Genomic DNA, 22,488 nt, shown 5'->3' with positions numbered 1-22,488 from the left:
GATCCGGCGGGCGGGGGATGGGTAATTTTATGCAGGGGAAGGAGGACTGCGACTGTTAGAGGATCGTGGCTTTCAGAGGACGCCAGCTGTGAAAACGAGGCGCGCCCGGCCCTCTTCGAGCCGGTACGCGACGGCGATCACTGCAGTGGAGTAATTGTCCACGGCGTCAAAAATCATCCGTGAACTGTCGAGCAGCCGGCGCACGGTTTGTTTGGCGTGTTCGACAACGATGTCGTTGACGTCCGTCTTGTCCTCACGCAGTGACCTCAGTACCGACGGTGTGATCCGTTCAACCAGGTCGCGGATATGGCCCGAAGGCACGTCCCCGGTTTCCACGGCTTCTTTCGCGGCCGTGACGGCGCCGCAGTTGTCGTGTCCGAGGACGACGATCAGCGGGACCTTGAGCACCGAGACGCCGTACTCGAGCGAGCCGAGAACGGCGTCGTCGATCACGTGCCCGGCTGTGCGCACCACGAAGACGTCGCCGAGGCCAACGTCGAAGATGATCTCCGCGGCGAGTCGGGAGTCCGCGCAACCAAAGATGACTGCGAACGGGTTTTGCGTGTGCGCCAGCGCGCTGCGCCGGGAGGCGTTCTGGTTCGGGTGCATCGAATCTCCCGAGACGAAACGCTCGTTGCCTTCAATCAGGCGCTGCCAGGCATCGTACGGGCTGATTCTGCTCACCCTGCTTACCTTACGGTGGTGTGCCGGCTCACCAGGGGAGGTCAGACGAGTCCGTGCCGGTAGGCGTAGGCTGTGGCCGCGGCCCGGGAGGTCAAGCCCAGCTTGGTGAAGATATTGCTCAGGTGCCGGGCGACCGTTTTCTCGCTGATGAACAGCTCGGCGGCGATGTCCCGGTTGCTCAGTCCGGCGGCGACGAGCCGGACTACCTCGGTTTCGCGGGCGGTGAGCGGCCCGGCGGCGGCGGCGTGACCGACGTCGTCCGCGGAAGCTGGCAAGTGAGCCGTCCCGGCGTCCGGCGCAACGGGCGCCGACTGCTCAAGCGCCGATGACGCATGCGCCGATGACTCAAGCGCGGACAGCTCCGGAGCGGCGCCGAGCTCGGAAAAAACTGCCCGGGCCGCCTCATGCTCCAGCCGGGCGGATTCCTCATCGCCGAGCGCGGCGCACACGCTGGCCAGGAGGGCACGGCAGCGGGCCGCTTCGAACGGCGCGTCGAGGCTGAGCCAGCGGGACCATGCACGGCGGAGCAGGACCAGGGCTGCCTCGGGGTCACCTTCGTGGAACAGGACAGAGGCCTCGCACTGCTCGGCGATGGCGTGCAGCATGGGCATGTCGAACGAAGCGCACAGCGAGGCCAGCTCCTCCATGGCGGCCCGTGCCGCACGCGCGTCGCCTGCCGCCAGTTCGATCTCCACCCGGGCGGCCAGCATTCGGCGCCGGTAGTCGGGGGCGGCGCCGTCCATGGCCAGCCGGAGCATGGACTGGGCCTGGTCCGGCCTGCCCTGGGCCAGGCGGAGAAGCGCCAGCCCGGGCTGCGCCGGGAAGCCGGTCTCCTGGGCGTGCAGGTAGGCGGCCTCGGCGGCGTCGAAGTCGCCCCGGAGCCGGTGAATTTCGCCCTGTTCGTAGAAGCCGCCGTAGGTGGCCATCCGGTCGCCGCGGAAGGCGAGGTCCTGGGCCATTTTGGCCGCGTCGATCGCCTCGGTCCAGGCGCCGTGGAGCCGGTAGAGCTCGGCCCGGTGCCTCTGGCACTGGCCGCTGAAGGCCACCAGGTTCTGTTGCGCGTCGCACCACCGGTCCAGCGCCCGTGTCCATTCGTGGGCACGGTGCAGGTCGAAGGCCAGATGGCAGGTTTCGACCACTGCGCAGTAGATGATCCCGGCGGGGACCGGGGAGACCTCCCCGACAGTGACGGCCACCATCGCTTCGTCGAGCAGGGCCCGGCCGTCGTCGAGCTGGCCCAGCATGATCTTTGCCTGTCCCAGGCCCAGCATGCCGAGGGCCGCCGTGTCAGCGTCGCCACGTTCCCGCCCGAGGTCAGCGGCCCTGGTGAAGGCTTCCGCGGCGGCGGCGCCGTCGCCCTGGTAAAGGGCGCCCAGCCCGGCAGGTAAGAACAGCATGCCCTCGAAGCGGCAGGGTTCGGACAGGTCCTCGACGATCCTGTGTGCCCGGGCCAGCCAGCCGGCGCTGCGGGCCGGTTCAGCCAGCAAGATGAGGTTAATCCCGGTCCAAACGGCGCAGCGGACGGCGGCGGGGTAGTCGCCGTCGGCGAGGTACTTCAGGTGCGCCCGGGCCAGAATGTCCACTCCCTCGGAACCCCGGCCGGTGAGGATCACGGAGGTGGCCAGCTGTTCCAGGTCGCCGGCCGGCAGTTCGGCGTCGCGGTCGGCAGCGGTGTACTGCCCGACGGCGTCAGGCCACCGCCGTTCGGCGTAGGCTTCCCGGCCGTCTGCGAGCGTAGACATCGCCTCTCCCGTTCCCGGTGGCGGGTCTGAGCCTGTGGGCGCTGCCGGTGCCGGTACTCGCGGAACCGGTGGTGGGCGGCGCGGCCCGTCATCTGGTTTTCAGGCTACCGCCGGGGTTAAAGGGCGGCAAGGTGCTGGAGCGGAGCCTGCCGCTAGCCGTTGTACCTGTCCGGGTGCCGCTGGCTTCCGCCGTCCGGAATCGAAAATTGCAAGCGAGGCCGCGGCGTCGGGTCACTTGGCATCTGATGGGAGGCCGACGGCGGGCTTACGGTTCGCGGTGTCCGCTCAGTTAGCGCTGGGGACGGGTTCCTTCACTTCCGGCTCTGACCAGCCCCGCGCTTTGCGGCCCTGCGGGTAAGCGTGCCGTCCGCCAGCCTAATGACAAAGGGGACGACGACCGGCAGTGTCAGCGGTAACAGGGCGGTTCGCGCGGAGATGGGCACCCTACCAGGAGATTAGTCGAGTACTTGATGCTGCTCATCGTCAACCTTGTGAACACGATGGGGCCGCCGTTCGCTAGGCAGCGGCCTCATCGTATTCCTGGGAATGACAGAAATCAGCTGCCGAGGTGCCAGGAGTAACTGGCTGCATTCCAGTTGACTGTCGCCGAAAAACGGTAGCCGGATTCTGAACCATCTGTTTCGGTTTTGTTCACGGCGATGCACTCGAAGGTCCCAGTGATTGCGGTCAGATCGTCTGTGGATCCTCCACCCAGTGGGGTGCATGATGCGCGTTTAATGGGTCCGTCTAGGACACCCTCGTTGACGCGCGACTTGGCGTCCTTAAGAACAGACTCCTCCAGTGCAGTGACAATAGACGTCCGCTTCAATCGCTCGGCAGAGTCAGCTTCTTCTTTTGCCGCGGCTGATGCTGAGGCGGCGGCCGAGGCTCGGGCTTCCTCGGTCTCGCGTTCCTTCTGAACCTCTGCAGCTGCGGCCGCAGCTGCCTTCTCGGAATTCACCTGATTATTGTGTTGAATGCTAAGTGCAATCGCTATTCCAGCGATGGCAATAATCAGAAGGCCGACAGCACTGAGAATGACTCGCTTGCTGAGCTTCAGGATCTTACGCTGGCCCGCGTAGGCAGCACCGCAATGCGGGCAGAAGTTGCCGGCAGTTTGAGTTTGTACGCTGCATTTAGGGCATACCTTCGTGAGGGGTTCCTGAAATTCGACGATCTCTGCCGTCTGGTCCGTGCTGGCAGCTGCGTCAGATTGCATATCTTGGGCTGCGATCTTTTCCGTTGGCGCTTCGGCGCCAGTGGGGTTTCTCAATGGGGGTACTCCTTGCCGATATTTCATGATCCCCGACGCCGAGCAGCGGCCACGCGTTGGCCACAGATTTCACGCCGGGCTGGCCGATGGCCTGCGGATCCGGCGGCGGCGGGACGGTCAGACGTGAGAGGGCTGGCACCGGCAGACAGTTCAGCGCAAAGTACCAGCCCTACCGCCGATCTACTTCTGCCAGGTGCTCCCCGAGCAGTAAGCATGAGCGCCGGTGCCTTTACCCGTGTTCTTCCCTGCGCTCTTGCCGTCGATCAGGATGTCGCAAGTGACAGCGGCGGAAGCGTCGGAGTAGCTTCCGGTCACAGAGAGGCTCGCGATATTGAATTCCTTCGAGGTGATGGACTTCTTCCATCCAGCCGTGATGTCTTCCGTGGAGTTTCCGCCCGGTGTCCAGTACGAAATGCTTGCCGGACCTGACGTAGTGACGACATACTCCACCGTGTGCTCGGCGTTGATGCTTTCGTCAATGGAGTTCGCAACAGCGCTCACGCCGGCGGTCACCATTCCGGCGACGATGAGGCTGACGACGCCGAGGATGACACCAGTGACTGCCATGCCCTTTTTTCGATTCTTGAGGAATAGGGCGATGATGCCGAGGATAATGACGATCGGGCCGAGGAAAAAGGCAATCATTCCTACCAGTGGGATCATGCTGAATGCTGCGGCGACGATGCCAACCACGAGAGCCGCGACGCCCAAGCCGTTTTTGCGCTTATCCTCGACCAATTTGACATGATGAATCCGTGGCTGATCGGCGATCGGAATTGTTTGATTCTCTGACACTTTTCCCCTTTTCAATGTGTTCTATTTAATGCGTTCTGATTCGGTGGAGTCCGGTTGACTGATGCAGATACGCCATTGTCGATCGCTACGGCCCGTGAATTCATGACCTGCCGTCACCAGGAGAATCATCGTGGAGAGCTTGATGTAGCAAAAAAATTATGTCTCAAATTCCTCTTATCTAACCGAGGTTGCCGAAATCCTTAGCGAATACTGCGGGAAGGCTCAGAAGAAGTTGATGCAGCCGCCGGTTACTGCACCAGGGGTCTCATTGGAGTCGCTGCCGGATTCGAACTCACGATCAAATGCGGGAGATGCACATGGCTTTCGCATGACGTCTTTCCCCTCCAGCCAAGGGCCACAGTGATCAGGGGCGACGAAGGACGGCCAGTGCGGTGGAGATGTTGCCGATGCATAACCTCAAAGGGAAATGGAGGAACTGCGGGGCGACGGCATTGTCTTCCACCTGCACGGCATGCCCGGGGGTGAAGACGGAGGTCGGCATTTGCCAGAATGATCAGGGTCGGATTGGTTCTTGGAAAGCGATGGGGCATTCTCAACATCTCGGAGGGCGCGTGAGAGCTAACGCCCGAGCGGACCGATGCGACGAGCAGCACAAGGAGCTGCCGCGCCGCGTACTGTCACCGAACCGGGTTACCCGCCTCAGAAGGGCTAGGCGATCCGGGCCCATCTGCCGGGCAGTACCTCTCTGCGGGTGAAGGCGTAAGGACCGCTGGTGACCAGTTCCTCCGGTCGCTCCAGCTCGAAAGGGCCCGCTGAGCGGCGTCCCCGTTCAGCAAGAGCCCAAATATTGAGACCGACGCCGACGAGCAGCAGCCCCAGCCCCGCCGTCCGGCGCAGGGAACGGGAGCCGGGCAACGGCAACGGATGGAGCCCGGCGAGGAGGGCATCCAAGGCCAGACCGATCGCCTGGCCGGCCGGCAGTGGCAGGTTTTCATAAACCTCCTGCAACCTTCCGGCCAATGAGGCTGCATAGCGGCCAGTCACAGTGCATCCCACGGCTGGCGGGAGTCAACACAGGAACGAAAGAACGCCGCCGCGTCCTCGGCGACCTGCTCCGGGCACTCCCACAGAACCATGTGCGCCACGTCGGGGTAGACCTTCAACTCCGCTCCCTCGATCCGGGCTGCCAGGGTTTCCTGGTCGCTGCGCGGCAGAAGGTTGTCCTGGGCGCCCCACAGGATCAGCGTGGGCGCCTCGATGGTTCCCCATTCTGTGGGCGGAGTGGCCGCGGCCAGGCCGTCGAGGATTGCTTTCCATGCATGGGCGGGCATCCTGAGGCCGTCGCGAACGCGGTCGTCAATGAACCACGGAGGAACGTCGTGCAGCATCGGAAACCAGGTCAAGGAATCCCGGACCCAGCCCTCGTCGAGCGGGTCGGTGAGGGCGTCCACTTCGTCGGCGAAAGAGGGTCTGCCCTGCAGGCTCAGGGGAGAGCCCACCAGCACCAGCGCCGCAACCCGCCCGGGGTGGGTAACGGCCAGATGCTGACCGACGTAACCTCCGCTGGAGGAGCCGACGATGAACGCCCGGGGAACGTTGAGGGCGTCCAGGATTGCGGCGGCGTCCTCGGCCTGTTCTGCCAGGGAGTAGCCGTCCTCCGGTTTGTCGGCCTCGCCCTGTCCGCGGAGGTCCGGAGCGTAGACCCTGAATCCGGTCAGCTGGGGTAGCAGGCGGTCAAAGCTGCCGCGGGATTCGCCCCACGCATGCAGCAGCAACACCGGCTTCGCACCGGCGTCGCCCTGGACGAGGCACGGCACCGTGATGCCGGTGCGGAGCCGGAGATCCCGGACCTCGGTTTCCATAGGCTTAGGGTACGCCGCGTCCGGACCCGGTTCGCGTAGGCTCAGAACGGCAGGCTCAGAACGGGAGAGCGACCAGCGCAATGAGGGGCGGGACGGTCGCGCCGAGGGTGCCGGGGATGCTGTCGCCCTTCTTTGGATAGTGGCCCAGCCAGTCCGCCAGCCCCATGGTGGCGCCGCTGAGCACCATGTTGGCGCAGCAGTAGACCACCAGGGTGTAGCCCACCACCACGTAGCCCGTGTTCACCGCGACTACTCCGGCGATGTTCCCCAGGCCGATCAGGAGGTTGCGGAAGCCGGTGGGGATGGCCCACATCATCACGGCGGGCACGTTCTGTGCAGGTGTGCTGAGGAATTTCTGCGCTGCCGGGTGCCGCAGGAAGAAGCTTTCCAGCGGGAACACCACGATGTAGATCAGTGCGGCAAGCACCGCGAACAGCTGCGATACGGCGTTCATGGAGGAAGAGTACGACGGCGGCGCGCGGCCCTGCGATCCCCTCACCAGGGGATCCTGGAGACTTCCTCAATCCCCTGTTTGGGGGATTGCGGTCCGGCCCTCCGGCCGGATACTGGACGTATGTGGGAGGAGCGCGCTGAGCGTGCCCGGCGCGAGATGGCGGACCTCGCCTCGGGCGGCCTGGACCTGGCTGAGCTGTACGCTGCCGCCCTGGCCGTGGTGCGGCGGGAAGTTTCGTTCGATCAGGGCTGCTGGGCCGCGGTGGACCCCGACACGCTGGGGATGACCTCCGTGACCAACTGGCGGCCATGGCCGGTGACGGATGAATATGCCGCTCGCTTCGCCGAGTCCGAGTACGCTGGCGCCGAACCCAACACGTTCAGGGAGCTGCTGCGGCGGCCGAGGCCCGTGGCCAGGATTTCTGATGCCCCGCACCGGGACGTGGTCCGCAGCGTCCGGATCAATGACCTGCTGGTTCCCCTGGGTCTGCACCATGAGCTGCGCGGCGCGTTCCGGGTGGACGAGGCGTGCTGGGGTGTGGGCAGCATCTTCCGGGAAGGCGGACAGGATTTCTCGGACCGCGAGGTGGAATTCCTGGACGCCGTCACCGCCACTCTGGCGGCTGCTACCCGGGTGGCCGTGCGGGTGCAGCGCGGGCAACGCCCCGCTGGGGGTGGCCCGGTGATCGTGATCGCCGGAATCCACGGCGAACTGCGGGCGGCCACTCCCGCAGCTGTCCTGTGGTTGGCCGAAGTGGAGGATGCGGCGCCGGGCGGGTTCACCATGACGCTGCACTCCGTCGTGGGGCAGGCCCATGGCTCCGTCTCAGGCACTGCCCGGGCCAGAATGCGGGACGCCGGCGGCAACTGGGTGGTGCTGCAGGCCAGCCGCCTCATTACGGTCGACGACCCCGAGCAGATGGTGATCACCGTGGAGCCGGCCACCACGCATGACGTGGTCAGCCTCCTGCTGGCGGCCTACGGGGTCTCCGCCCGTGAACGGGATGTCTGCCTGGAGCTTCTGTCCGGAATTTCGACGGCGGACGTCGCACGAAATCTGTTCATCTCCCCGCACACGGTCCACGACCATCTGAAGGCGCTCTACGGAAAATTGGGCGTCGGCAGCCGTGGGGAACTGGTGGCGAAGCTGCTGGTTTAGCCTCCGGTGGTTGAGCCTGTCGAAACCCCGGCGTGCGGCCATCAAAGTGCCGGTAGCCCGAGCGAGTGCCGGCACCATCGGTTCCCTCGCGGCGAGTGGGCCGGAATGACGTCAAGGGGGAGCGTTGTGAGTAGCGGGTCTCGGCCGAAGGAAAGGGCCCTGCCGCGCTGGGCCAGAGCCGCCGTCGTCGTTTATCTGTCGGTGACGGTCGCCGCAGTCGTTGCAGCGCTACTTACCAATGGCTTAGGGCTGGACCTGGATGCCCGGACCAAAGAGGGCCTGCTGCTCGCCATGGTGTATCTGACACTGCCCGTGTCGGCTGCGTATTTGATCATCGGCATGTTTAGTTCCGAGGGTCCGCCCTCGCCGGATGAGTTCAGTTTGGGCGGATTGAGCCCGACGACGGTCCTCTATTATCTGGGGTACGTCCTCCTTGCGGTGGTCAACGCGGGTGTCTTCCGGTTGATTGTCCTTGGTATCCGGAGGGTCACACAGGTTCCGGCCGCCAGCATGCCCGGCGCCTCGGCTCAATATCCGCGGGTGGCGCTGCGCGGGGTCACCCCGGACGTCAGCAAGCTCTGGTGGGCCGTGCCGCTGGCAGTTCTGCTAAGCCTTCCGCAGTGGATGGTGGCCGGTTTTTTCTGGTGCGGGATCAGCGGTTGCAGCGGCGGAGGTTTCGGGGTGGCCACCGGGACCGAGTGGGTCGCGGTCATCCTGAGCGTCGTCAACGGCGTCATCCTGGCAGTGGCTGTATTCGCAGTGTGCTGGTTGTATCCCACCCGGAAACGTGCCCTCGTTGCCCTGGCGGCCGGGACGTTGTTCGCCCTGGTGGGTGCTGTGGTCACTCACGGGTAGTGGGCGGCGCTCTGGGCGCCGTGACAGAGGAACCCCGCAGTGCTGCGCACTGCGGGGTTCCTCGCGGACTGGAGTCCGGTTACTCGGCGCCCGGTTTCTGTTCGGAGTCCGGTTTCTGTTCCCGGTCCCGGAGGTTCTTCTTGATCTCGTCGAACTTCTCCTTGATGACCCGTTCCGCCTCGGCGAGGGTTTTCCCGGCGGTGCTCAGAGGGTCCATCTGAACGTAGACGTTCTGGCCGACAGGCAAGTCGTACTCTTCCTTCAGATGGGTGCCGCCGCCCACTCCCTGAAGAGACAGGTACACCATGGCCTCGGTCCGGGCGATGCCGGAGATTGTTCCGAAGACAACCGTGAAGTCGTTCGATTCAAAGCTCACCGTCTGACCGATATGGCTGCGGTCTAGGTCGCCGGCTGCTACCGGCTTCTCGGACTGACTTCCGTTGTAGCTCATGAACTTCTCCTAAATAGTCGAGGGACACGTACCCCTGCAGTCTATATATGGGCCCGGTAGGGGCCTTGGCCATGGCACGGGGTGCGCGCTCCTCGGGCACAAGATGCGTGGCAGTTACGCGTTGGATGCGCAGTGTGACACGGATCCTCAAGGTTGGCTCAAGACTGGATCAACGTTGCCCCAAGATCAACGCAGTTGTCGGTTTCCCCCGGGGCCGGGGAAATACGCTTCTCATTAGCTACATTTCGGCTTGAGCAAAAGGCCCGGCTACTTGCCGGGCCTTTATTAATGGGGATACGAATGTCGAATTACGAGAGCCTTCTGGGACCAGGACCAACGGGTGCGGGACGGGGCCCGAGGCCACCGCGAAAGCCACGCGCGTCCACCTTCATTGTCGGGGGCATTACCGCGCTGTTCGTGATGTTGGGGGCCTTCAGTGGCGGCGTTGGGGGTGCCCTGGTCTTCCTGGCCATCTCGGCCGCGCTCACCGGTCTCTATGTCCTGGCGACCGGGCGCCGCTCATGGGCGTGGCTCCCGGCAAAGAGGAAGGCGGGGGCCATTGCGCTTGCTGTCGCCTTTGCCTTGTTTATCGCGGGCGGCTTGGCGATGCCGCGCAGTGCGACGGCGGAGCTGGAGGCCGCCTCGTCGGAGGGCACTGCCTCGCCAGCCTCCGCAGAAGCGAGCGCCACCACCACTGCGACGCCGACGCCGTCGTCCGCCCCAACCGTGCAGGAGACGGGCGCCCCGCTGGATCCTGACAGCCCGTACGTCTTGGCGCAGGGCGCCAGCGTGGCGGCTCCAAAGACCCAGCCCGCCTTCGCCACGAAGGCGGTCGACCTGCTGGCCACCCTTCCCATCAAGGGCCGGGCACCAAAGACGGGGTATGACCGCGCGCTGTTCGGCCAGGCGTGGGCAGACGTTGACCGCAACGGTTGCGACACGCGGAATGACACTCTCAAGCGTGACCTCACCGGTATCAAATACACCAACAGCGTCCCGTGCAAGGTGCGGTCCGGCACGCTGGCGGACCCGTACACGGGCACCAGCATCAACTTCCTGCGGGGGGCTGCGACCAGCAGCGCCGTCCAGATCGATCATTTTGTTGCCCTCAGCGACGCCTGGCAGAAGGGCGCACAGCAGCTGACCACGGAACAGCGGACAGCCTTCGCCAATGATCCGCTGAACCTGCAGTCGACGGACGGCCCGACAAACATGCAAAAGGGCGACGCCGACGCCGCCACCTGGCTGCCGCCAAACAAGGGCTTCCGGTGCGAATACGTTGCCCGGCAGATTTCGGTGAAGGCGACATACAGCCTGTGGGTTACGCAGGCGGAGCACGACGCGATGGCCAGGATCTTGGCCGACTGCTCCGGCCAGCTCGCGCCAACAAACGCGAAGGCGCCGGCGGCGGCGGCACCGGTGGTGGCACCTGCCCCGGTGGCCCCGGCCCCGGACGCCGTCGCACCTGCCCCCGCTGTCGTTGCTCCGGCCCCGGCGCCGGCAGCTCCGGCACCGGTTGCGCCTGCCCCCGTTCCGGCGGCACCGGTTGTGCCCGCCCCCGTTCCCGCAGCACCAGCTGCCGCCTATTACGCCAACTGCGCTGCCGCCAAAGCTGCAGGTGCAGCACCACTGTACGCCGGATCAGCGGGCTACCGACCGGCGCTCGACCGCGACTCCGACGGCGTCGCCTGCGAGAGCTAGACCAATTCCATCACTCACAGTTTCAAACTTTCCAAGGGGAAAAATGAAAAAGACGTTGATATTAGTCGTACTGGCCGGCCTCATGCTGACTGGATGCGGCGGCAAGCAGGAGGCTGCGCAGCCGACAGAATCAGCTACCGCTGTTGCAGTGGCTGAAGAGACTGTCACGGTTCCAGGCGTAGTGGGCCTGACCCTGGATATAGCCACGGAACAACTGGAAGATCTGGGGCTCGAGGTCGAGGCTGAGGACACCGTGGACGGCAAGTCGATCATTGTGGAGAAGAATTGGCAGGTAGTGTCCCAAGACCCCACGGACGGTGCACAAGTGGCAAAGGGCTCCACCGTGCACCTCGGCGTCAAGAACCTTGACACGATTGCGGCGGAAAAGGCCGCGGCGGAGAAGGCCGCTGCAGACAAGGTGGCCGCCGAAAAGGCTGCTGCCGTAAAGGCTGCAGCCGCGAAAGCTGCCGCGAAAGCTGCCGCGGACAAGGCTGCAGCGGACAAAGTAGCGGCTGATAAAGCGGCGGCCGACAAGGCTGCGGCTGATGCTGCTGCCGCGAAGCTGGCGGCCGAGCAAGCGGCGGCTCAACAGGCCGTCCCGCAGGCGCCGGTGCAGCAGGCTGTCCCGCAGGCACCAGCCTCCGCCTACTACGCCAACTGCGCCGCAGCAAAGGCCGCAGGAGCCGCGCCGCTGTACGCCGGGCAGGCTGGCTACAGCACCAGCCTTGACCGCGATCGCGACGGCGTCGCCTGCGAGTCGTAGCCAACGCTGTCCGAAATAACAGCCCTGCCGTGGATGCCTTCCTTCGTGGAATGCATCCACGGCAGGCCGCTTTAAGGCCTATGAGTCCCGCCGTCCATCAGCCCTGAACATAGGCGCCACGCGTCAGAAATTTCGATGTTCCGCCAGCGGCTGCCGAACTCCGATTTGGCTGCAGCCGTAACTCCGACGACAAGGCGGCGCTACTGGAATGTTTCCAGGATGATGTCGGCGACCTTTTCGACGATGCCGCGCGTCACGGGTTGGCGAATCAGCCACGTCTCTAGTGCCATGGCTGGGTCCACGAGCTGCTTCCACTGCCAATCAGGCAGGAGGCGGCGGGCGCTTGCTTCGGTCAGCATTACCGCGACGGACGACGTGGAGTCCGCGCAGGCGCGGGCATGCTCGTTGAAGGTTGCAATCCGCCAAGCTGGAGCCACACCCAACTCATGGGAGGTTGCCAGTAGCCGGTCATGTCCGAGGGGGAACTGCTCCCTGGAATGAATCAGCACCCGTTGATCATGAACATCGGCCAACCGACAGTCCGTCTCGCCGCCAATCGCCGGCAGTCCGGGACGGCAGGCAAGGCCGAAGAACTCCTTCCTTACGCGTCCGCCGACCAAGTCCTCTGAAGGCTCCTGATGCACCAAGCCAATGTCCAGACGGCCTTCCCGGACCATTCTTAACTGGCTTGTGGTGTCTCCATCTGTCAGTTCCAGCTCGGCTAGGGGTGCTTGTGCAGCGACTGCCGCCAGAAGTCGGTCCACCCATTCGAAAGGCAGGCCTGGCGCCAGTCCAAGAGCGACAGGCTGCCGTACCGGTCCGGCTTGACGTGCTATCTCCCGGGCGGACCCGGCCATTGCCAGCATGGTCAGGGCATGCTTATGGAGGGCCACGCCGGCCGGAGTCGGGAATGTTCCCTTGGGCAGGCGCTCAAACAGGGGTGTGCCGCACTCGTGTTCCAGGAGGCGGATCTGACGCGTCAAGGCAGGCTGGGAGATGAGCAGCTGTTCGGCTGCCCTGGAGATTGACCTCTGACTAAAAACCTCTACGAAGTAGCGCAGCTGCCGAAGTTCCATGTCGCATCCTTTCACTTAGCGGTTCCCTGCCCGCCATAACTTCAGGGTATGCCCCCTCACTGAAAAGGGTATTGGATACCTGCAATCAAGGGCTTCTATATTGTGATGTGTGACATAGACCCTTCCTGTTAGTTATGGGAATTGCTCTTAGCCTCACAGCAGGGACCGCTGCAGCCCGCCCCTTCCCCATCTGTCGAATGCCCTAAAGAAAGAAAGTCAATGACGACTTCGCAAACTGCGATCCGCCAGTCCCCATACCGTTGGGTCGTCCTGACCTTAGCCTGGGCTGCTTTCACCATGACGTCCGTAGACCGCGCCACCTGGGGACCCGCTGCGGGTTCTGTTGGTGACGACCTCGGCGTTGCCGTGGCTGGGCTTGGCCTGTTCGCCACCACGTATTACATCGGCTACGTCCTCTCCAACCTGTTCGGCGGCTTCCTTGCCGACTGGCTCGGCGGCCGGCTCATTGTCGGGCTGAGCATTCTGCTGTCAGGTTCCTTCATGCTCGGCTTCGGCGAGTCGACCTCCCCGGAGATGGGCCTGGTCTTCCAAGCCTGCATCGGCCTGTGCGCAGGTGCAGAATTCGGTGGAGGCATCCGGCTGATCTCCAACTGGTTCCGACCTGAGAAACGCGGAGCTGCAATGGGTATCTTCATGACAGCAACCTCTCTGGGCCTTGTTATTGCCAACGCCGTCGTTCCTTCCCTGATCCAGCAGGCAAGCTGGCGGGCCTCCTACCACCTGTTCGGGTTCATCTCCGTCGGTCTCGGCATTATCTGCCTGATCCTTCTGCGCGGCGGCAAACAGCAAAGTGGCCCGCAAGAGAAGACCCGACCGCAGATCAAGCCCCTCCTGCGCAACAGAAACCTCATCCTGCTCGGCCTGGCAGGCTTTGGCGCCCTCTGGGGCACCTATGGGTTCGTCACCTGGTCGAATCTGCTTATGACCAAAGGCGTCGGCGTCGACCCGGTTCAGGCCGGCATCGTCGTGGTCATTTTCGGCACGACCGCTATATTCTCGAAGCCCCTCATCGGGTTCGTTTCCGACGCAATCAGGATGACCCGACGAACCCTCACCATATGCATTCTGCTGACGTTCTCGGCCACTCTTGTTCTTTTCAGCATGGCAACGGACGGCGTGCAGTTCCTTTGGATCGCACCGTTGTTGGGCATCGCCGCCTACGTCTACAGCCCGATCATGCTTGCCATGATCCCCACCCTGGCCGGAGAAAAGCTGGCAGGATCCGCAGCAGGCGGAGTCAACGCCTTCTGGCAGCTGGGCAGCACCGTCGTCCCCACCGTCATCGGGATGGTTTTCGGTGCCACGTCCTCCTTCCAGCTCGCATTCCTCGCCCTGGCTGCAGGTCCGCTGCTCGCCGTGATCCCCATGCTTGCGATCCGCCCGGCCAAAGCCCCTACCAGCGAAAACCTCGCCGCCGCCGCCTCCGAGCCAGTGCGGTAGCACTCCATACCACTATGCACACTTTGAAAGGCAACACATTGAATAAGCACTATGACGTCATCGTCGCTGGCGGAGGGTCAGCAGGAGTAGCCGCAGCCATCGGCGCCAGCCGTGCCGGCGCCCGAACACTGCTTCTGGAGAAGGGACCCTGCCTCGGCGGAGCCGCCACGCTCCGTAATGTCGTCACCTACGCCGGCATCTTCACGCAGGATGACCAGCAGCAGGTCGTTTTCGGCGTCATGGAAGACGTCTACGCCAGACTGCGTGAAATGGGCGCCGTCAGCGAACCTCGCAAGTACAACGCCGTCACCGTCGTCTTCGAACCCGAAGACGTCAAGTTCGTCCTGGACCGGTTGTGCGACGAAGCCGGAGTACATGTTCGGCTTCACAGCCTCATCGTGGGCGCCAAAGCGCACAGCGGGGCCGTAACCACGGTCCGTGTCGCGGACCACGAAGGCATCCACGAATTCTCGGCGGGTGCGTTCGTCGATGCCACTGGCGACGCTGACCTGGCCTGCCACAGTGGTGCCGAAGTGCGTTACGGCCGTGACGGCAAGGTGCAGAACGGCACTCTGGGCGTCCGCTTCGGGGGAATCCCGCTCGACGTTGACGCCGGACGAGCCGCACTGAAGAAAGCCGTCACTGCCAGCAAGGCTGCCGGCGTGCCGAACCTGCTCGCCGAAACCGGGCTTGTGGCCCGCCTCCCGGTCTCCGGGGACATCATCACCTATCTCGTGGACGAGGGTTATGACGCGCGCAGCGCCATGGACACCAGCCGGGCTGAAGCCCATGCCCGCCTCCAGGCACAGGCCTACCTCCAGGCGCTCAAGACCGTGCCCGGGTGCGAGAACGCCTACATCGTGTCGACCGGCCCGGAGCTCGGTACCCGGGAATCCCGGCACGTGGTTGCTCCGCTGCGCCTCACCGAAGACGACATCCTCCTCCCAGAACCCTGTCGCGACGCGGTCGCTATCGGGGCCTGGCCCATGGAGTACCACCCGGGCCCCGGCGTCCCTTCGATCTGGAAGTTCATCGCCGATCCCGGCTATTTCGGCATTCCCCTTGACTGCCTGAAGAGCGTGAACAGGGCCAACCTCTTCGCCGCTGGCCGTCTTCTTGACGGGGACCAGGCCGCCGGGTCTTCACTCAGGGTGATGGGCACGGCCTTCGCCACCGGTCACGCGGCAGGCATCGCCGCCGCCTATACCGCACTGGGTAGGACCTGCGACACCTATGCCATTCAGGCGGAACTGCAACGCCAGGACGCACGGCTCCCGATCCCCGTCAGCTCAGCAGCCCAACCCGAAGTGGCTGCCTCCTAGTCGAGCCCAAACCCACACTCCGGTGTGGCCACTCCATGCTCCACCTAATCTCAAAGGAAAGTACTTTTATGGTTGCCAAGATCGCCCTTGAAGAGCACTTCGGTGCTACCGACCCCAACATCGTGGAGCAGTCTGCGGAGCATTTCACCGCCGACGCCTGGCCTGCACGCCGGGACATGCTGCTGGACATCCACGATGACCGGCTTCGCCTGATGGACCAGTGCGGGATTGAAAAGTCCGTGTTGTCGCTGCTGTCGCCCGGCATCCAGTCGCTGCACAATTCCGAGCAGGCTGTGGACTGGTCGAAGCGACTGAACGACTACGCCGCCAAACAGGTTTCGAACAATCCAGATCGTTTCGCTTCCTTCGCCGCGCTGCCGATGCAGGACCCCGACGCCGCGGTCGCTGAGTTGCGCCGCGCCGTGATTGACCTGGGCCTTGTCGGGGCCTTGGTGAACGGCTATTCGCAAATCGGCACGGAGGACACTGTTGTGTACTTGGACGACGCGCGGTACGCCGAGTTCTGGGCCACGGTGGAGGAACTCGATGTGCCCCTCTACCTTCACCCCCGTGACCCGCTGGCTTCGCGAAGCCCACAGTACGACGGACACCCGTGGCTGTACGGTTCCGCCTGGGCATTCTCGGTCGAAACCGGCACCCACGCACTGCGGCTGATGGGCAGCGGACTGTTCGACAGGCACCCTGGAATCCAGATCATCCTCGGTCATCTGGGCGAGCTGCTGCCCTTCAACATCTGGCGCACCGACCACAGGGTTGCCGTCGCTCCCCGCGGCATCTCCATCGAGAAAACCTTCGGACATTACTTGCGCAACAATTTCTACCTCACGACAAGCGGAAACTTCCGCACTCCTGCCCTGCTTAACACCATTCAGGAGATCGGGGCAGACCGGCTGCTCTTCTCCTCTGACTACCCGTTCGAGCGAATGGATGAGGCGGCAACCTGGTTCGACAACCTCGAACTCAACGAAAACGATCTAACTAAGATCGCGCGCACCAACGCCGCGAAGCTCCTGAAGCTTTAGCGAACCCCAGACCCAACCGCCTGAAGTATTAGGAACAACAGACATGAGCGCACAAGCAACCGCTGCCTCCTCCGGCGCCAACGCAACGCAACGATTCCGTGAGAACAAGCTGACCAGTGCCGCCACGAGTCAGGAGCGTGTCGCCCTGCTCGCCGGGCGGCTTATTAAAGCCGCGAACGACATCGTGCTGGAAGAAAGGGTCACGTATGACGAATACAACGCACTAAAAGCATGGCTGATCCAGGTCGGAGAGGATGGCGAATGGCCGCTGTTTCTGGACGTCTGGGTTGAGCATTCCGTAGAGGAAGTGGCGACCAGCCACCGCAAGGGCAACAAGGGATCCATCGAGGGGCCCTACTACGTCCCGAACTCCCCGGAACACAAAAGCCCCGCAACCATCGACATGCGCCCTGGTGAGAAGGGCACCCCGATGCTCTTCCAAGGTCAGGTCCGCAGCACCGATGGCAGCCCTTTCTCATTTGCGAAGATTGAGCTGTGGCACGCTGACGAAGACGGTTTCTACTCCCAGTTCGCACCGAATATCCCTGAGTGGAACCTGCGCGGTACCTTCATCACCGATGACGAGGGGAACTTCCGGATCAACACGATCCAGCCGGCCCCGTACCAGATCCCAACCGACGGGGCCTGCGGTCGCCTCATCAACGCAGCGGGCTGGCATGCATGGCGTCCGGCCCACCTGCACCTGAAAGTTTCCGCTCCGGGATGCGAGCTTCTGACCACGCAGCTCTACTTCCCTGGAGATCCGCACAACGATGACGACATCGCCACCGCGACGAAACCGGAGCTGATGCTCGACATCCAGCCTGGCCCCAACGGGCAGGGAGTACAGACTACTTACAACTTCGTCCTGGATCCCGAGGCCTAATCACTAAAAGTGATGAGCTAACTCAACTGCCGTTGCGGGATCCTCCCTCAGGATCCCGCAACGGTTCTCCACCAATACCCGCGCTCAGACCTGCCCCTCTCGCCCTCACGGTCTGAAGCCGGAAGGAACGCCCCGTGAAAATTGAACGAATCGAAGCGATTCCCTACGTGATCCCTTACACGCACCCCCTGAAGTTCGCCAGTGGTGAGGTCAGCACCGCTGACCATGTCCTCGTCCGCGTCAACACCGACGAAGGAGTCGCGGGAGTCGCTGATGCTCCTCCCCGCCCATACACCTACGGCGAGACCCAGGAATCCATCAAGGCGATCATCGACAACGTGTTCGCCCCGCAGTTGCTCGGGATGGAGGTCCTGGACCGGGAACAAATCCACGCCGTGCTGGGCCGAACCGTCAGCAATCACGTCGCCAAGGGATCCGTTGACATCGGCGTCTGGGACGCAACCGGCAAGACGCTCGGAACGCCGGTTCACAAGCTGCTCGGCGGCTACACCGACCGCATGCGGCTCAGCCACATGCTCGGCTTCCGTCCGCCGGAAGAACTACTCGATGAGGCACTGCGCTTCGGCGAGATTTACGGCATCACCACCTTCAAGCTCAAGGTAGGGCGCAGGCCGCTCTCACTCGACATTGAAGCGTGCCGCGTACTGCGCGAAGGGCTGGGGGAGGACGTCGAAATCTACCTCGACGCAAACCGCGGCTGGACGGCAAACGAAGCCCTGGAAGTACTCCGCCGCACAGAAGGACTTGGTCTGACGCTGCTCGAGGAACCATGCGATGCGAAAGAAATCATGAGCCGTCAGCGTCTCGTGGACAAGTCACCGATACCAGTAGTAGGCGACGAATCAGTTCCCACCGCCGGTGACGTCGCCCGGGAACTGCTGGCCGGCAACTGCAACGCCATCTGCATCAAAACCGCACGCTCCGGATTCACCGAAGCCACGCAAATCCTGGGGCTCTGCACCGGTCTAGGGATCGACGTGACGATGGGCAGCCAAATCGACACCCAAATCGGTTCCCTGGCCACCGTCACCTTTGGAGCCGCCCACGAAGCATCCAGCCGCCGGGCAGGGGAATTGTCCAACTTCCTGGACATGGCCGACGACCTGCTGGCCGACCCGATCCAAATTCTGGACGGGACCATCGCCGTGCCTAACGTGCCCGGTGTAGGTGCGGAAATTGACGAGGACAAGCTCGCCGCATACCGCGTTCATTAGTCCACCTCATAGCAAACTGAAAGAGAAAAATGCTGTTCCTTGCCCGCATGGATGTCCAATTCCCGCCCCACCTTAACCCACAAGAGGTTGAGCACCTTCAGGGGCTGGAAAAGGAATACTCGCAGGCTATCCAGCAAGATGGGCGCCTTGCAGCTATCTGGCGGGTAGTTGGAGAATACGCAAACTATTCCGTTTTCGACGTCGAATCCAATGACGAACTGCACCGGATTCTCAGCGCCTTCCCGATGTACCAGTACCTGAAGATCAAGGTCACTCCTCTGGCCACCCACCCCAACTCGATTGGTTAAACTCTCCGTGTAAAACCGTGAACGGCTGTTGACCGTGGAAAGGCGAACCCGATGCTGCCTCATCAACCGGCCGAGATCAATGTGGAGGACTACGCGAGCTTCTTGCCGACTGCCCGAAGGAAGTCACTCGTGCCCCCGGTCTCGGAGTGGTGGCCAAGGCGGAACCATCGGGTCCACCTCCTCCGGTTACGTGACGCCAGCGCCCCGGTGCGGATACTCGTCGTCCACGGCGCGGGAGCCCATGCGGCGGCACTCTGGCCTGCTCCGTCCCTCTTGGCTGGCCGGAGCGTCGATCTGACTGCTGTGGACATGCCTCTCTGCGGCCGAACGGTGACAACGTCGCGCGGAAAAGTGACCTAGGAGGACTGGGTCGACTTACTGGTCGACCTCATTTCAGCTGAAGACGACGGCCGCCCCGGCATCCTCCTCGGGGCCAGGATCGGAGGTTTGCTCACGGTGGAGGCAGCGGCTCGTTCACGCCGCGTGGCGGCCGTGGTCGCTACCTGCCTACTCGACCCACGAGAGAGGCGCGCTCGCTCAGCGATGACGCGGCTCAACTCTTTCGCGCTAGTTTTCATGCCACTGCTAAAGCTGGTCCGCGGGCCGATCGCCAGGTTCCCCGATAAGGGTCTCCTGGATCGCTGACCTCAGGGGTGTGGGCGCGACCCCAGTCTGGGGCGGCTCTGCGCAAAAGATGCGCGCGGAGGCGGCGCGTGGGTCCCTCTAGGGTTCCTCGCCAGCTATATGCAGCATTCACATTCCGAGGCACGCACAGCACTCTTTCCGGTCCATCGCTAGGGGCAAAGGCGGTCCGGAGGTAGGGGCGCGTAAGTAAGACCGGGAAAGCCATGGTTGGCGCTCCGGGTTCCGATGGAAAGGATGCGCTGGCAGGGAGCTTGGCCCATCGTCTCCTATCAAGAAGGAGGCCCCGCGACCAATGGCGGCGGGGCCTACTGCTTCCTGGCCGAGACTTGTCTACTTGGTGGGGATTACCCACTCCCAGTCGGTCCCCCCGTTAACACCGAAGGCGAGAATGCCCGTGGTAGCGGGAACGTCGAAGACAATCTTCCCTGTTACTTTTTCACCGGGACCGACGCGGCCGGGGATCATTTCCGCCTCGGGGATGCAACCGTAAGAGTTGCCACCGAGGTCGGCGTTGAACGTCGTTCCGTTCGATGCAATGAACTTCCAGTTCGGGGACTGCATCATGACCATGGGATTAGAAGAGTCTGCCAGTACCGGGAACGTCTGCAGATCCACAGTTGCAGCCAAGAAGTGTCCGTTCTTGGCAGGTTGTGCGTATGGCTCGGTGCATTTGATGGGTGCAATCGACTTGATTACGAACGTCGCTGCCTGTGTTCCCCCGTCATCTGACGTGAAACCAGCAGGTTGCCCGATCTTCTTGATGAGGTTGCCGCGAGCGCTCCTCGTGGCTGCCGCTGACGCAGTGGCAGACGCCGACGGTGACGGCATGGCGGACTGTGTGGTTGCGGGCTCAACCGACGGGGCCGACGGCTGCGGCGACGCTGCCGGGGCCGAGCAGCCCGTCAGGATGAGGGCTGCAAGACCCAGTGGTGCGATGTGCTTCTTCAAAGATTCCCCCATATGGCGATGCGAGTGATAAGAGCACAGTAATCTGACGTGGCATATGCGAGAAATCGTGAGCTTGTCGCTATGATCTGTCGGGGGGACCGACCTGTCATTTGGTCTGACGCAGGGCTTTACATCTCAGTGATGCAGCGGCAGAGACGCCACCCAGAGAAATTAGCCAAGTTAGTTAGACAGGATCTGCAATGACAGAGAACACAACGGGGCCGAGCGCTCCGCGGGACGGCAAAGCCCAGGCGGCAGCGGACAAGGCGTACAGAAAGGCTACTCGGCCTTGGTTTAAGAAGAAGCGGTTCCTACTCCCTCTGATCATCATTGGGATCATTATCATTTCGTCGATTGCCAACGCTGGTAACAAGCCTTCAACTACTGCCGCTCCTAGCGCGGACGCATCGGCAGCGGCACCTGCTGCTCCGGCCCCCGCAAAATCGACGGCCCCCGCAGAACCGGCAGTCCCTACCGAGTACAAGTCCGCGCTGAAGAAGGCGGAGTCCTACTCCGAGACTATGCACATGAGCAAGGCCGGCATCTACCAGCAGCTCACATCGGAATTCGGCGAGAAGTTCTCGCCTAAGGCAGCGCAATATGCTGTTGATAACCTCAAGGCAGACTACAAGGCGAATGCCCTGGCGAAGGCCAAGAGCTACCAGGAGACTATGTCCATGTCCCCGGAGGCCATCCGCCAGCAGCTGACATCGGCGAGCGGCGAGAAGTTCACGCCGGCGGAAGCCGACTACGCAGTTCAGAACCTGAAGTAAAAGGCAGCAAACTGAAGGGGCTCCCATCTGGGGGCCCCTTTGTTGTGTGACGGCGTAAGGGTGGGCAGGCGTCATGACGTGCGTCCAATGTCCTGGGAAACATGGACTGTGCATCAGAAAGGTCCGGGCTGCCGGGTATGCGCACCGTGCACGAAAAGCCACTAGCAAAATCATTGGCCGGATGATCGCCTCCGGTAGAACGGCGGTAGTCCCGGGGCCTTCGATAACCGTGCTGATCGGGGCTCCCAACGATTTCGGTCGGCTCCCGACGCAGCAGCCGGAGGTAGCACGTCAGTCAGTAGTCATTGCGCTAGCCCCACCCTCCGTCAGCCCCATGAACATCGTCCGGTGCAAGATGTCCACGTGCTTGCGCGAGACCTCCACTGCTTCCTGGACATCTCCGGCGCGCAGGGCTGCCACCAGCGTGACGTGGTCGCAGTTTGATTTGTGCAGCAGCTCGATCGGGTAGGGGATGAAGTAGGCGTAGAGCTCGGCCAGTGTCTCGTGGTAAACCTCGACGGCGGTCCCCAGCCCCGACGCCGTGCCCACCAGCTGGTGGAACTGCTCGTCCGCCTGGTGGTAGTCGGACCAGTCCGAGGATTCAGCCATGTCACGCGTCAGCCGCTCGAGTTCATCCAGCTGCTCAGCGGTGGCGTTGATCGCCGCGTAGTGCGTCACGGCGCATTCGAAGAGCAGCCTCCGGTCCACCAGCCGGTTCACAGCCTGGGACTCGGCCGGTGATGCGGAGAGTTCGGCCAGCACGTTCCGCGGCGGCTCGTCCGCCACGAACGTTCCGCCGCCCCGCCCGCGGCGGCGCACCACCACGCCCTGCTCCGCCAGGCTCGCCAGCGCCCGCCGGGCGGTGATCGGGCTGACCGACAGGCCCAGGGCCACGTCCTCCTGGTCGGGCAGACGCTCGCCGGGTTTCAGCAGCCCCAGTGAAATCGCCATGCCGATCCGCAGCCGGACGGCATCGATGGCGCTTCGGCGGTCGATGCCGGCCAGCCTTCCCGCACCGATAGGCGAAGGCTCGGCGGTGTCCTCCAACTGACGGGTCATATCCGCTACTTTACGGCCCATCTCCACCTCTTC

General features: G+C 63.3%; 23 protein-coding genes. 11 read left to right on the top strand and 12 right to left on the bottom strand.

The features are described from left to right. Positions 1-72 precede the first annotated feature (72 nt). The 8 genes from AC5RUM_RS16870 to AC5RUM_RS16835 all read right to left on the bottom strand — a co-directional run bounded on the left by AC5RUM_RS16870 (position 73) and on the right by AC5RUM_RS16835 (position 6,771). On the bottom strand, positions 73-684 hold the full coding sequence (locus tag AC5RUM_RS16870; RefSeq protein WP_494036016.1) for a carbonic anhydrase: 612 nt from the start codon (positions 682-684) through the stop codon (positions 73-75). Between the two features lie 41 nt (positions 685-725). Next, the gene (locus AC5RUM_RS16865; protein ID WP_494036015.1) at positions 726-2,426 is read right to left on the bottom strand and encodes a helix-turn-helix transcriptional regulator; all 1,701 of its coding nucleotides are present in this window, start codon (positions 2,424-2,426) and stop codon (positions 726-728) included. A gap of 556 nt (positions 2,427-2,982) precedes the next feature. Continuing rightward, positions 2,983-3,699, bottom strand: a complete 717-nt coding sequence (locus AC5RUM_RS16860) for a hypothetical protein (RefSeq protein WP_494036014.1) — start codon at positions 3,697-3,699, stop codon at positions 2,983-2,985. Positions 3,700-3,879: 180 nt separating this feature from the next. Then, entirely contained in the window at positions 3,880-4,494 is a 615-nt protein-coding gene (locus AC5RUM_RS16855) for a DUF4190 domain-containing protein (protein WP_494036013.1), read from the bottom strand. Positions 4,495-4,858: 364 nt separating this feature from the next. Beyond that, complete coding sequence (locus tag AC5RUM_RS16850) at positions 4,859-4,996, bottom strand: hypothetical protein (protein WP_494036012.1); 138 nt, start codon at positions 4,994-4,996, stop codon at positions 4,859-4,861. Between the two features lie 167 nt (positions 4,997-5,163). Beyond that, positions 5,164-5,499 carry a hypothetical protein gene (locus AC5RUM_RS16845; protein ID WP_494036011.1) on the bottom strand — a complete coding sequence of 112 codons (336 nt, stop codon included), beginning with the start codon at positions 5,497-5,499 and terminating at the stop codon, positions 5,164-5,166. Beyond that, positions 5,496-6,317, bottom strand: a complete 822-nt coding sequence (locus AC5RUM_RS16840; RefSeq protein WP_494036010.1) for an alpha/beta fold hydrolase — start codon at positions 6,315-6,317, stop codon at positions 5,496-5,498. The genes AC5RUM_RS16845 and AC5RUM_RS16840 overlap by 4 nt, the downstream gene beginning before the upstream one ends. A 55-nt stretch (positions 6,318-6,372) precedes the next feature. Further along, positions 6,373-6,771 (bottom strand): DUF1304 domain-containing protein, encoded by a 399-nt coding sequence (locus AC5RUM_RS16835; protein WP_494036009.1) that lies wholly within the window; start codon positions 6,769-6,771, stop codon positions 6,373-6,375. 120 nt (positions 6,772-6,891) lie between these two features. Here AC5RUM_RS16835 and AC5RUM_RS16830 point away from each other — a divergent pair, with 120 nt between their 5' ends. Continuing rightward, complete coding sequence (locus AC5RUM_RS16830) at positions 6,892-7,929, top strand: helix-turn-helix transcriptional regulator (protein WP_494036008.1); 1,038 nt, start codon at positions 6,892-6,894, stop codon at positions 7,927-7,929. 126 nt (positions 7,930-8,055) lie between these two features. Next, positions 8,056-8,784, top strand: a complete 729-nt coding sequence (locus AC5RUM_RS16825) for a hypothetical protein (protein WP_494036007.1) — start codon at positions 8,056-8,058, stop codon at positions 8,782-8,784. A 79-nt stretch (positions 8,785-8,863) separates the two neighbouring features. Here the strand turns inward: AC5RUM_RS16825 and AC5RUM_RS16820 are convergent, their stop codons facing one another. Further along, complete coding sequence (locus AC5RUM_RS16820; protein ID WP_494036006.1) at positions 8,864-9,235, bottom strand: hypothetical protein; 372 nt, start codon at positions 9,233-9,235, stop codon at positions 8,864-8,866. A 417-nt stretch (positions 9,236-9,652) separates the two neighbouring features. Between AC5RUM_RS16820 and AC5RUM_RS16815 the strand changes: the two genes are divergently transcribed. After that, positions 9,653-10,936, top strand: coding sequence for a GmrSD restriction endonuclease domain-containing protein (locus tag AC5RUM_RS16815; protein ID WP_494036005.1), 1,284 nt, complete (start codon positions 9,653-9,655; stop codon positions 10,934-10,936). Between the two features lie 43 nt (positions 10,937-10,979). Continuing rightward, on the top strand, positions 10,980-11,699 hold the full coding sequence (locus tag AC5RUM_RS16810; protein ID WP_494036004.1) for an excalibur calcium-binding domain-containing protein: 720 nt from the start codon (positions 10,980-10,982) through the stop codon (positions 11,697-11,699). A 200-nt stretch (positions 11,700-11,899) separates the two neighbouring features. On the opposite strand, the gene AC5RUM_RS16805 is transcribed toward AC5RUM_RS16810, so the two are convergent. Continuing rightward, a complete protein-coding gene (locus AC5RUM_RS16805) occupies positions 11,900-12,775 on the bottom strand; it encodes a LysR family transcriptional regulator (RefSeq protein ID WP_494036003.1) in 876 nt (291 codons plus the stop codon). A gap of 219 nt (positions 12,776-12,994) precedes the next feature. Here AC5RUM_RS16805 and AC5RUM_RS16800 point away from each other — a divergent pair, with 219 nt between their 5' ends. The 6 genes from AC5RUM_RS16800 to catC all read left to right on the top strand — a co-directional run bounded on the left by AC5RUM_RS16800 (position 12,995) and on the right by catC (position 19,030). Then, complete coding sequence (locus tag AC5RUM_RS16800) at positions 12,995-14,236, top strand: MFS transporter (RefSeq protein WP_494036002.1); 1,242 nt, start codon at positions 12,995-12,997, stop codon at positions 14,234-14,236. A 38-nt stretch (positions 14,237-14,274) separates the two neighbouring features. Then, positions 14,275-15,558, top strand: a complete 1,284-nt coding sequence (locus AC5RUM_RS16795) for an FAD-dependent oxidoreductase (protein ID WP_494036001.1) — start codon at positions 14,275-14,277, stop codon at positions 15,556-15,558. Between the two features lie 68 nt (positions 15,559-15,626). Continuing rightward, the gene (locus AC5RUM_RS16790) at positions 15,627-16,601 is read left to right on the top strand and encodes an amidohydrolase family protein (RefSeq protein ID WP_494036000.1); all 975 of its coding nucleotides are present in this window, start codon (positions 15,627-15,629) and stop codon (positions 16,599-16,601) included. Between the two features lie 43 nt (positions 16,602-16,644). Further along, positions 16,645-17,487, top strand: a complete 843-nt coding sequence (gene catA / locus AC5RUM_RS16785; protein WP_494035999.1) for a catechol 1,2-dioxygenase — start codon at positions 16,645-16,647, stop codon at positions 17,485-17,487. 134 nt (positions 17,488-17,621) lie between these two features. Beyond that, positions 17,622-18,722: a mandelate racemase/muconate lactonizing enzyme family protein gene (locus AC5RUM_RS16780; RefSeq protein WP_494035998.1), complete on the top strand. Its 1,101-nt coding sequence runs from the start codon at positions 17,622-17,624 to the stop codon at positions 18,720-18,722. A 29-nt stretch (positions 18,723-18,751) separates the two neighbouring features. Further along, positions 18,752-19,030, top strand: a complete 279-nt coding sequence (gene catC / locus AC5RUM_RS16775) for a muconolactone Delta-isomerase (RefSeq protein ID WP_494035997.1) — start codon at positions 18,752-18,754, stop codon at positions 19,028-19,030. A gap of 975 nt (positions 19,031-20,005) precedes the next feature. On the opposite strand, the gene AC5RUM_RS16770 is transcribed toward catC, so the two are convergent. Further along, entirely contained in the window at positions 20,006-20,635 is a 630-nt protein-coding gene (locus tag AC5RUM_RS16770; protein ID WP_494035996.1) for a DUF4352 domain-containing protein, read from the bottom strand. A gap of 188 nt (positions 20,636-20,823) precedes the next feature. Here AC5RUM_RS16770 and AC5RUM_RS16765 point away from each other — a divergent pair, with 188 nt between their 5' ends. Then, positions 20,824-21,396: an Ltp family lipoprotein gene (locus AC5RUM_RS16765; RefSeq protein WP_494035995.1), complete on the top strand. Its 573-nt coding sequence runs from the start codon at positions 20,824-20,826 to the stop codon at positions 21,394-21,396. A 291-nt stretch (positions 21,397-21,687) separates the two neighbouring features. Here AC5RUM_RS16765 and AC5RUM_RS16760 read toward each other — a convergent pair whose 3' ends face one another. Next, positions 21,688-22,455: a FadR/GntR family transcriptional regulator gene (locus AC5RUM_RS16760; RefSeq protein ID WP_494035994.1), complete on the bottom strand. Its 768-nt coding sequence runs from the start codon at positions 22,453-22,455 to the stop codon at positions 21,688-21,690. Between the last annotated feature and the right edge of the window lie 33 nt (positions 22,456-22,488).

This window comes from Arthrobacter sp. B2060 (assembly GCF_059090445.1).
The sequence above is the reverse complement of the archived record's forward strand: the minus strand, read 5'-3'. Positions and strand labels throughout refer to the sequence as shown.